The organism is Roseibium sp., assembly GCF_025698965.1.
Taxonomy (GTDB): Bacteria; Pseudomonadota; Alphaproteobacteria; order Rhizobiales; family Stappiaceae; genus Roseibium.
The window spans coordinates 1-10,809 of record NZ_JAILWL010000211.1 but is presented as its reverse complement, the minus strand read 5'-3'; the positions used below and the strand labels follow the sequence as shown (position 1 = coordinate 10,809).

The following is a 10,809-nucleotide window of genomic DNA, read 5'->3' as shown; positions in this document are numbered from 1 at the left end:
CCATCGATGTGATGTTACCGAGCGTGACAAGACCGCCCTTCTTGTATTTTGACGAATCGACCGCCAGCAGCGTCTTTCGCGAACGGTTCATGGCGCATTCCACGTTCGAGACCTCCCAGTGGTCGTCATCGCTCATCTCGCCGCTCGGCTCGATGCCGCTGACCGAGAAGATCGAAATGTCGAAGCGGAACCGGCTGATGAAGTCGGATGTCGGTTCCCCGTAGACAGACCCGTCCACATGCCTGACGAAGCCTCCTGGGATCGCGACCGTGAAATCGCGACGATCTTTCAACAGCATGGCGGCAGCAAGGGAATAAGTGACGATTTTAAGGTCACGTCTTTGATTGAGGGCACCGGCAACGGCTTCGCAGGTTGTGCCTGCGTCAATGAAAACCGAAGCTCCGTCTTCAACCAGCGAGGCGACCTTGTAGCCAATGCGTTGTTTGACGTCGGTCGATTCATGCCGACGCTGAAGATAGTCTTCGCTGTTCAAGGCGCTGACGTAAGCCGCACCGCCATGGGTTCGGCGAAGGCGCCCCTCCACATCCAGCAGGTTGATGTCGCGGCGGATGGTTTGTTCGGAAACTGACAGTTTCTGGGAAAGATCCTCGATCCGCTCGTATCCGGATGATTTGAGAATTTTCAAAAGCCTGTCTTGTCGCTGTTGCTTTCCCGAAGCAGCCATTTCTGCGTTTCTCCTTTGCCAACAGATATTTAAATCAGCTGCGTCTGCGTCTGTCCATGTAAGAGTTTGTCTGAAATATTACAAAAATCGCCGTTTTCACATAATAAATGTAAGAAAATTTACATCGTAATGTCATTAAACTAACATGAGTCGTCGCATAGATGGCGTCGGGCTTCATCTATCGCGGCATTTGGGAGGTATTCATGTCTGACAAGCTGCAAAAATTCGTTGGAAAGTTCACCGGTGGAAAATTGACCCGCCGAAGCGTATTGGGCCGTGCAAGCGCCATTGCCATTCTGGCTGCCGTTGCCGGTTTCGCCCTGCCGGATGCCGGCATTGCGGCCGAACCGAAAAAGGGGGGTGACTTTGTCATGGGGCTGAAAGGGGGCGAGAGCACAAATTCGCTCGATCCGGCCCTGTCGACCAGCCACGTAACTGCCAAGGCTCTGCGCACTTACGGCGAGACTTTGACCGAAGTGACCCCGGAAGGCGAAGTCATTGCCCGCCTGGCGGAAAGCTTCGCGCCGCGCGAGGGCGGTAAAACCTGGGACTTCACGATCCGCAAGGGTGTCAAGTTCCACAATGGTCAAGAAATGACTGCCGAGGATGTGCTGAAAACCATGCAGCGTCACTCGGATGAAGATACCAAGTCCGGAGCTCTGGGCATCATGCGCGGTATCGAATCCATGGAAGTCGATGGCGACACGTTCACGGTACATTTGACAACGCCGAATGCCGACCTTCCCTTCCTGCTGTCGGATTACCACCTCGTTATCCAGCCGAATGGTGGCCTGGACGCCCCGGGTGCCGGCATTGGTACCGGACCATACAAGGTAACGGCGGATGAGCCGGGCATTCGGTACAAATTCGAAAAATTCGCGGATTACTGGGACGCCACGCGTGGTCACTATGACAGCGTCGAGATCATCGTGATCAACGACGACACCGCCCGGGCGAACGCCTTGCAGTCCGGCATCGTCCACGCGATCAACCTGGTTTCCCCAAAGACTGCGAAGCTGCTTGGCCGCAGCCCCGAGATCGATATTGAAACGACTTCAGGCAAAGGCCACTACATCTTCGTCATGCATGTTGATACGCCGCCCTTTGACAACAAGGACCTGCGGCTGGCACTCAAGCATGCTGTGAATCGGGAAGAACTGGTCGACAAGGTTCTGGCGGGCTATGGCAAGGTCGGCAACGATTCACCCATCAACGAAGCTTATCCGCTGTTCGACAGCACCATTGCGCAGCGCACCTTCGATCTTGAAAAGGCCAAAGAGCTTTACGAAAAGTCCGGTCATGATGGTTCTCCGATCGTTCTGCACGTTTCCGATGCGGCCTTCGCCGGTGCTCTGGATGCGGCTCAACTTTTCCAGCAAAGCGCGAATGCAGCAGGAATTCCACTGCAGTTGAAGCCGGAACCGGCGGACGGATACTGGTCGGAAGTCTGGAACAAGAAACCGTTCGCAGCGTCCTATTGGGGCGGTCGCCCGGTTCAGGATCAGATGTGGTCCGTGGGGTACCTCTCTACAGCCGACTGGAACGACACACGTTTCAAGAATGCCGAATTCGACGCGATGCTGCTAGAAGCACGCGGTGAACTGGATCCGGAAAAGCGTCAGGAAATCTACGGCAAGATGGCTCGCCTGGTGCACGAGGAAGGTGGGTTGATCAATCCGATGTTCAACCAGTTTATCGACGGTATGGCCACCAATGTCGACGGATGGGAAACAAACCCTGAAGGCGATTTGATGAACGGTTTCATCGCCGTCAAAACATGGTTCGACTAAGGCGGACCGCTCGTGCCTACGCACTTGATCCTGTTGGTCATCCAGCGCTTTGCGCTGGGTGTCCTGCTCCTTCTGGCATCTTCGGTCCTCATCTTCGCGGGAACCCAGATCCTGCCGGGTGATGTGGCTCAGGCCGTTCTCGGACAAGCGGCGACCCCCGAAGCGATTGCAAATCTTCGTGAGGAGATGGGGCTCAACGAACCGGCAGTCTCCCGATATCTGAGTTGGCTTCTGGGGGCATTGCAGGGCGACTTCGGCACTGCACTGACCAATGGCGCGGACATCGGATCGGCAATAGCCAAGCGGCTCAGCAACACATTGTTTCTGGCCTTCTGGGCAGCACTTGTATCCGTTCCTCTTGCGATCCTTCTCGGCCTGATTGCGGTCCGCTTCCGAAATCGCTGGCCGGATCGGCTCATTTCCGCAGTCTCGCTTGCAACGATTTCGGTACCCGAATTCGTCATCGGCTATCTGTTCATGTTCTTCGTTGCGGTCAAACTGCGGTGGGTGCCGTCGGTCTCCATGCTCAACGACTCCATGAGCCTGGGGCAGAAACTGCAATCCATCGCTCTGCCGGTCATTGTCCTGACATTCGTTGTGCTTGCACACATGATGCGCATGACCCGTGCAACCATCCTCAACGTGATGGAGGCACCCTACATCGAGACCGCCGAACTCAAGGGATTGTCCAGATTCGCCGTGATTTCGCGGCACGCCCTGCCAAATGCCGTTGCTCCGATCGTCAATGTTGTGATGCTCAACCTGGCCTATCTTGTCGTCGGTGTTGTCGTGGTCGAGGTGATTTTCGTTTATCCCGGCATGGGCCAGTATCTGGTCGATCATGTCGCCAAGCGGGACATTCCTGTGGTGCAGGCCGCAGGTCTGATTTTTGCCAGTGTCTACATTCTTTTGAACATGACTGCGGACATTATCGGCATCGTCGCCAATCCCCGTCTGAGGCACCCCAAGTGAGGCTCGTGTGATGATGCGAATTCCACTGAGCGCCCTTATCGGGCTGACTGTTACGGCCTTCTTTTTTGCCCTGGCCGTTTTCGCTCCCCTTGTCGCCCCTTATGGGATCGGCGAGATCGTCGGAGACGTCTGGGAGCCGATGTCCGCCCAGCATTGGCTCGGAACGGACAATATTGGCCGGGATCTGTTGACGCGGATGATTTACGGCGCACGTACCACGATCTTCATCGCTTCTGCCGCTACTCTTTTGTCCTTCACGCTCGGAACGTCTCTGGCACTGGCGGCAGTTGTTCTCGGTGGCTGGGTCGACATGGCACTGTCCCGATTTGTCGATCTGATCATGACCATCCCGACGCTGATCTTCGCGCTCGTCGTGCTCTCCGTAATGCCGGCCTCAATTCTGATCCTTATCGTGTTGATGGGTCTTTTGGACACAACACGTGTCTACCGGTTGGCGCGTGCGGTGGCGGTCGACATCAATGTCATGGACTACGTTGAGGCAGCCCGATTGCGCGGGGAGGGGACAAGATGGATTGTCCTGCGCGAGATCCTGCCGAACGCACTGTCGCCGCTCGTTGCCGAACTGGGCCTGCGGTTCATCTTCATGGTGCTGTTTGTCTCTACGCTGTCGTTTCTTGGTCTTGGCATCACGCCGCCGGAAACCGACTGGGGAGCGATCGTGAAGGAAAACAAGGAAGGCCTCGTCTATGGCATCCCGGCAGCCCTTGCTCCCGCCGTTGCCATTGCGACTCTGGCGATTTCGGTAAATCTGGTGGCCGACTGGGTTCTCAACCGCACCGCCAGCCTGAAAGGGGGCCGCAATGCGTGACAGTGTTACTCATAGCCTGGTCGACATTCGCGGTCTGAAAATCGGCGCGACCGTCTTTGCGCCGGGTGAAAAGCCAAGGGATATCGAGATCGTCCACGGTGTCGATCTCACTCTTGAAAAAGGCAAGGTGCTGGGTCTCATCGGCGAATCCGGCGCTGGCAAATCCACAATCGGATTGTCGACGCTTGCTTATGGCCGGGGCGGGATCAAGATCACCGGCGGGGAAATCTTCATCAATGGCGAAGACATCCTGAAAGACAGCACCTCCGATCTCCGGAATCTGCGTGGGCGCAAGGTGACCTACGTGTCGCAATCCGCGGCGGCCAGCTTCAACCCATCCAAGCGCCTTATGGACCAGATTGTCGAAAGCTGTCTCAGCCACGGTCTGTGTTCGCGCAAGGATGCCGAACGCCGCGCGATCCGGTTGTTCGAAAAGCTCGGACTGCCTGAGCCGGAAACGTTCGGCAATCGATATCCGCATCAGGTTTCTGGCGGGCAATTACAACGGGCCATGACGGCAATGGCGCTTTGTCCGGAGCCGGATCTGGTGATCTTTGACGAACCGACGACGGCTCTGGACGTGACCACACAGATCGACGTTCTCGCCTCCATCAAGGAAGCCATCCGAGAGACAGGCGTCGGAGCCATCTATATCACCCATGATCTGGCAGTCGTGGCGCAGGTCTCCGATCACATCATGGTGCTGCAGCATGGCAGAATGGTGGAGTACGGTACCACCGACCAGATCATCAACAACCCATGCGAAGACTACACCAGGGCTCTGGTTTCGATCCGTTCGACGATCCATGACGAGACCCCTTCCCGAGGCCAGCCGGTACTCAAGCTCGAAAATGTTTCGGCCCGGTACAGGGGGTTGAACTTCGATGTCGTGAAAAACGTCTCGGTGGAAATTCATCCCTCGCAAACACTGGCTGTCGTTGGCGAGTCGGGATCGGGAAAGTCAACGCTTGCACGCGTAATGACCGGGCTGCTGCCGGCGCGAGACGGGACCATAACCTTCAACGGAGACATCCTTCCCACGGCACTCGAGGACCGCAGCAAGGAACAGCTTCGCGAGTTGCAGATGATTTATCAGATGGCGGATGTGGCGATGAACCCGCGCCAGACCATCGAAACGATTATTGGCCGTCCCCTGGAATTTTACTTCGGCATGAAGGGCGCTGAAAAAAGAGCGCGGGTTGTCGAGTTGCTGGATGAGATCGAACTTGGGGAAGGTTTCCTCAAGCGGTATCCGGCGGAACTTTCCGGCGGTCAGAAACAGCGCGTGTGCATTGCCCGGGCACTGGCGGCCAAACCGAGGCTCATCATTTGTGACGAGGTCACCAGCGCGCTCGATCCGCTTGTGGCGGACGGCATTTTGAAACTCCTGTTGAATTTGCAGGAAATCGAACAGGTCAGCTATCTCTTTATCACCCATGATATTGCCACGGTGCGTGCAATCGCCGATATGATTGCGGTCATGTACCAGGGCAATGTCGTCCGTTATGGTGCAAAATCGAAAGTGTTGTCGCCGCCGTTTGACGACTACACGGATCTTTTGCTTTCCTCGGTCCCGGACATGCGCCTGGGATGGCTTGAGGACGTTATTTCAACCCGAAAAATGGACAGTGCAGGCAACTGATGGACAATCGTCTTCTTCTGATCATCCTGGATGGTGTTCCCTGGCGCAACTGGCGATCTCTCTTCGGCAATCTGGAAGGCTGGGTCGACAGCGGCGACGCCCGTGTCTGGAAAATGCGTTCGGTTTTGCCGTCGATCTCCGCATCCTGCTACGCCTCGATTCATACGGGCGTGACGCCGGCTGTTCACGGCTCTGCAGGCAACGCCAATGTCTTCAGGCTCTCCGTTCCCGATATTTTTTCCGAAGTGCGAAAATCGGGCGGCGTCACCGGTGCAGTCACGCATTCCTTCTGGTCGGAATTCTTCAACAGGTCCCCGTTCGATCCGGTCCGCGATATCGAATATGACGAACCCGACAGCGTCTCCATAAACCATGGACGCTTTCACACAATGTCTGGTTACGGTCACGATAATCAGATGACGCCATCGGATGCGGATCTGTTCGCAACGCTCACCATGCTGTGCAACCGCTTCAATCTGGATTACGGCATTCTGCACACCTGTACGCTCGACAGTATGGGGCATCGTTTCAGGCATGAATGCGAGGAAATGGATCTCGCCTGCGCGCGTTTGGATGAAGCGCTGGCGGTCTACTTAACCCGTTGGCGTTCTGCCGGATATGAAGTTATCGTGACAGCCGATCATGGTCAAAACGACCGTGGACATCATGGCGGGCGTAGCGAAGAGCAGCAGGATTTCGCGCTCTATTACTTCGGCAAGGCAGCCGGCCCGTCACCCGAGACCCTGCTACGCCAGACGCAGTTGGCGCCGACTGTTCTCAAACTCATGGGAGTACCTATCCCTGAAACGATGAAGGACGAGCCCTTTCTTTTGTGAGTATGGGCCGAATCCGGCGGAAGATCTGGACATTCAATGACAACAAGACAATTGATCAGTGATTTTAAGGCCGTCCTTTTCGACAAGGACGGCACACTTTTTGATTTCAACGAGACCTGGGCTCATTTTTGTGACCGCATGTTTGACGCGCTCGCCGGAAACGATGACGGACTGAAAAACCGGATGGCGGATATCTGCGGTTTTGACAGGAAAAGCCGGACATTCATTACCGGCTCACTTATCGTCAACGCCAGTGCGGATGAGGTGAACGAAGCCTGGTCGGAGTTGCTTCCCGGTCGCAGTCTTGAGGAAATCATCAGACTGAACCACGATATCTATGCCGATTTGCCTGTGTTCCCGACCTGCGACCTTTCCGGTGTGATGACCAGCTTGCGGGATTTCGGGCTCAAGCTTGGCGTTGCCACAAACGACTATGAACGAGGCGCCGTCACGCAGCTGCAGGAAGCATCGGCTATGACCCTGTTCGACTTTGTCTGCGGCTCCGACAGCGGCTATGGCCGGAAACCGGAAGCGGGCATGGTGCACGGATTTTGCGAGCGCATGAGCATCGAACCGGGACAGATCATCTTTGTCGGCGACAGCACCCACGATATGGACTGCGCCCGAAACGCCAAGGTGGGTCTCAGCGTGGCCGTCCTGACCGGCCCGGCATCCGCCGAGGAACTGGAAGGCCACGCCGACGTCATTCTACCCTCCATCGAAAGCCTGCCGGATTACCTGGATCGATCGGTGAAACACTGAGCGCAAGTGACCTCTGAGGCCGCTTCTTTCCGGCACCTTGCTTGCCCCCCTCGCTTTTCAATAGCTCAGTTTGCGTGTCACTTCCCGTCAGGATTGCTAAATGCTTCTGAAGCCGTAATGATTGCAGGGGAGCGCGGCGCCGGCACCGCCATCTTGATATTAACGGCACTGGCGGAGGCAGGCGTGCATTCCATTTACTCACCCCGAAACCTAAAACAGGTTTTTCATCCCGATCACCGATTACTGCCGGTGACGCTCGCGTTCTGTGCCTGCTTTGTCGAACTTGTTTGTATTATCGGGCTGTTCCACACGTTTACTGCCGTCATCACCGGCTCTTTCGTGATGCTGTTCGTCAACATGGTCGACAGACCGTCCTATCTGCCGGTCAACATCACGGTGATTACGGCTTATCTTTTCATGAGTTTTGTATGGTACGCCTTGATCTCCTGGCTGAAGGGGCGCAACGCCGTATCGCTTCGCGGTCTGTTTACCCTTGAAGCTACCCTTGTCGCGGCCTTCATGCTGTTTGCGGGGCTGTCAGAACCGCTCCCCGGACCGGCCGCCATTCAGACGCTGGTCTCCGTCTGTCTGGCGACATCGGCCATGTCCCTTCAGGCGGCAATCATGACCGAAGTCCTGAGCATTCACGGCCCGACTACCTTCATGACCGGCAAGACCAACCGCCTCGTCGCGGGCCTTTTCGACGGCTGGTTTGGCGGCCGGGAGACCTTCAAGACCCATGAACAGGCTCGTAAAACGGCGATCAGCACCGGCGCAACCATGGCGGCGTTTGCAGCGGGTGGTTTCGTTGGTTCCATCGCAATGAAGCTTCTGGGGTTTTGGGCACTCAGCGTTCCCTTCGTGATCCTTCTGACGGTGGCCTTGAGCCAGACCGGTGAGCATGAAGGCACCACCGAAGCGCGAGTATCGCGCTGAAAGACCGGAAGGTCAGGGTCTGTTTCCGGTGTTCGTTTGCCTGGCATCAGCATAGCGATACCGCCGCGCCGGAAACGGCACGACGGTTACGCCTTCCGAACCAGACGAGGACCGTTATTCGAGAACAGCGCCGGTCGGCCTTGGCGTTGTTGCGGTTTCAGGTGGCAGTACCGGGTAAGTGACTTCCGGCACCTGTCCGGTCAAGGCTTCAAGAAACGCGACCACGTCATCAACCTCTTCCTCTGTCAACTCCGCACCGAGTTGCGATGAGGCCATAATCTCGACGGCGGTCCTGAGGTCCCAGACGATGCCGGAGTGAAAGTAGGGGGCGGTGACGGCGATGTTCCGCAACGGGGAGGCGCGGAAGACATATTCATCATCGGCGGTTTCCGTCACTGCAAACCTGCCCTTGTCGCCTTCGGGCAGAACATCGGCACCCGGTTTTTCAACCAGTCCGAACGGGTAGTAGCCCTGGCCGCCAACATTGACGCCGTTGTGACAGGCCGTGCAGCCGGCATCCATGAAAACACGCAATCCGGCTTTCTGGGGTTCGCTCAGGGCATTATCGTCGCCGTTCAGCCATGCATCGAATGGAGCCGGCGTAATCAGCGTTGCTTCGTACGCTTCTATGGCCTTTGCGAAATTGTCGAAAGTGACAGGCTCGCCTTCGCCGGGAAATGCCTCCTGGAACCAACCGACATAATGAGGCATGGAGTTCAGCGTCCTGACCACATTCTCCGGCGTGTTGGCCATTTCCACACTGGCCTGGACCGGACCCTTCGCCTGTTCTGCAAGGTCGGCGGCCCGGCCGTCCCAGAATTGGGCCTCGTTGAAGACCGAGTTCAGCACTGTTGGCGAGTTGCGCGGACCTTTCTGCCAGCCATGGCCGATGGAGGTGGACATGTTGTCATCGCCACCGGTTGCCAGATTGTGACAGGAGTTACAGGAAAAGACACCGGATGCAGACATACGGGGATCGAAGAAAAGCGCCTTGCCCAGTTCGATTTTTTCCGGCGTTACGGGATTGTTTTTGAAGGAGGGAACAGTCGAAGGTACGGGTTGGAACATGTCCAATGCTTCGGATCTGAGATCCTCCTGCGCGTAAACGGAACCTGCAAAGAGGCAGCCGGCAGTAACCAAAGACGTCAAAAGGTAGTTCATTGCTTGAGTCTCCGAGGTGGGAGGGGTTGAGAACAACAAGCTGGTTCGGAAGGAATTCTGTTCTTTAGAACAGTTCTAATTATCGCATTGTCGCAACAAAAATCTTTTGATCTAGCTCAATTAAAGGTTGCGGCAGACTGGCGCGGGCAGTGTAAATGCTGGGCTGCTGCGCGCGGTCTCGAGGCGCGGATCAGTCCGGTCGGGGGACCGGCAAGCCGATAATCCTTCCCGACGGACCAAAATCAGCTTTGAGGTGATGCGAAAAGAATCAGGCCATGAACCAGCCGTGGTTCGATAGGTCCAAGCTGGCTCAAATTGGCAGATGTCAGACCGGCTGACCGACGTCGATCCTGTTTCCGTCCGGATCAGCAATGACAAATGCCTTCAAGCCGTAGTCCTTGGTCTTCAGGCTCTTGATGATCCGCAGTCCGTGTTCCTCGCATGCCCGATATGCGGCCTCAGCGTCGGAAACCAACATGTGCGCAACATTGAAGGATGGTGCCTTGTAGTCCTTTTGCAGGCTCAAATGCAGCTCGGCATCGTCCTTCTTCAAGATCATGAAGCCGACCGGATTACCGTTTTCGAAAACCTTTTCAAACCCGAAGACGGATCTATAGATTTCAAGCGATCTTTCAATGTCGCTCACGGCAATCATTGCAGCAACACGGCCGAGCCGAAACCGACGGCTTGTTTCATCAGACATGGGATGCTCCCTGGTCATAAGAGGCGAATTTTCTGAAAAAGCGGTCGGTGCCAGCTTCAAAAGAATGATTAGTCGCGGTTCAGGGCAGTGCCTGAAATCATCGGTACACTGTCATTCAGAACTGTGCAACGGGTTCTCTTCAATCAGATCTGTCGCACTTTGATCAGGCATCGCTGAACAATCGAATTGATCCATCGTCTCTTTGTCGCAACCGAGGATTATTAAACTTGAAAAACATACTCAAGTTTAATAATCACCAGTCAATTCAATCAGCCAGCCTGGATTTCAACTCCCAAGCCAGCGCATGCAATCCCGAAAAGAAGCGATGTGTCGAAAAGGTCGACGCACCTGCGCACTGCGGCTGCCGGCACGTGCGGACATTTCGGTACCATATAGGAAAATCCATTTGTCGATATGAGACCCAATCCCAAAATCCTTCAAAAACTCAGACGTCGACCGGTACTGAGTTCCAACATGCCTTACGGTCAGTCTT

At 55.7% G+C, this 10,809-nt stretch carries 10 protein-coding genes; 7 read left to right on the top strand and 3 right to left on the bottom strand.

Annotation, left to right across the window (positions count from 1 at the left end):
• Positions 1–685 (bottom strand): DeoR/GlpR family DNA-binding transcription regulator (locus K5905_RS17340; RefSeq protein WP_297586092.1); only part of this gene is annotated, 685 nt, incomplete at its 3' end.
• A gap of 203 nt (positions 686–888) precedes the next feature.
• Here K5905_RS17340 and K5905_RS17335 point away from each other — a divergent pair.
• From K5905_RS17335 to K5905_RS17305, 7 genes are all read left to right on the top strand, one after another.
• Entirely contained in the window at positions 889–2,475 is a 1,587-nt protein-coding gene (locus K5905_RS17335; RefSeq protein ID WP_297586091.1) for an ABC transporter substrate-binding protein, read from the top strand.
• Between the two features lie 12 nt (positions 2,476–2,487).
• Entirely contained in the window at positions 2,488–3,447 is a 960-nt protein-coding gene (locus K5905_RS17330; RefSeq protein ID WP_297586089.1) for an ABC transporter permease, read from the top strand.
• Positions 3,448–3,460: 13 nt separating this feature from the next.
• Entirely contained in the window at positions 3,461–4,276 is an 816-nt protein-coding gene (locus tag K5905_RS17325; protein ID WP_297586095.1) for an ABC transporter permease, read from the top strand.
• Positions 4,269–5,918, top strand: a complete 1,650-nt coding sequence (locus K5905_RS17320) for an ABC transporter ATP-binding protein (protein ID WP_297586088.1) — start codon at positions 4,269–4,271, stop codon at positions 5,916–5,918. Before K5905_RS17325 ends, K5905_RS17320 begins: the two co-directional genes overlap by 8 nt.
• Positions 5,918–6,754 carry an alkaline phosphatase family protein gene (locus tag K5905_RS17315; protein WP_297586086.1) on the top strand — a complete coding sequence of 279 codons (837 nt, stop codon included), beginning with the start codon at positions 5,918–5,920 and terminating at the stop codon, positions 6,752–6,754. The genes K5905_RS17320 and K5905_RS17315 overlap by 1 nt, the downstream gene beginning before the upstream one ends.
• A 36-nt stretch (positions 6,755–6,790) precedes the next feature.
• Entirely contained in the window at positions 6,791–7,516 is a 726-nt protein-coding gene (locus K5905_RS17310; protein WP_297586084.1) for an HAD family hydrolase, read from the top strand.
• Between the two features lie 183 nt (positions 7,517–7,699).
• Positions 7,700–8,452 (top strand): YoaK family protein, encoded by a 753-nt coding sequence (locus K5905_RS17305; protein ID WP_297586083.1) that lies wholly within the window; start codon positions 7,700–7,702, stop codon positions 8,450–8,452.
• A gap of 114 nt (positions 8,453–8,566) precedes the next feature.
• Here the strand turns inward: K5905_RS17305 and K5905_RS17300 are convergent, their stop codons facing one another.
• Positions 8,567–9,613, bottom strand: coding sequence for a cytochrome-c peroxidase (locus K5905_RS17300; RefSeq protein WP_297586081.1), 1,047 nt, complete (start codon positions 9,611–9,613; stop codon positions 8,567–8,569).
• A 325-nt stretch (positions 9,614–9,938) separates the two neighbouring features.
• Positions 9,939–10,316: a VOC family protein gene (locus tag K5905_RS17295; RefSeq protein ID WP_297586079.1), complete on the bottom strand. Its 378-nt coding sequence runs from the start codon at positions 10,314–10,316 to the stop codon at positions 9,939–9,941.
• Between the last annotated feature and the right edge of the window lie 493 nt (positions 10,317–10,809).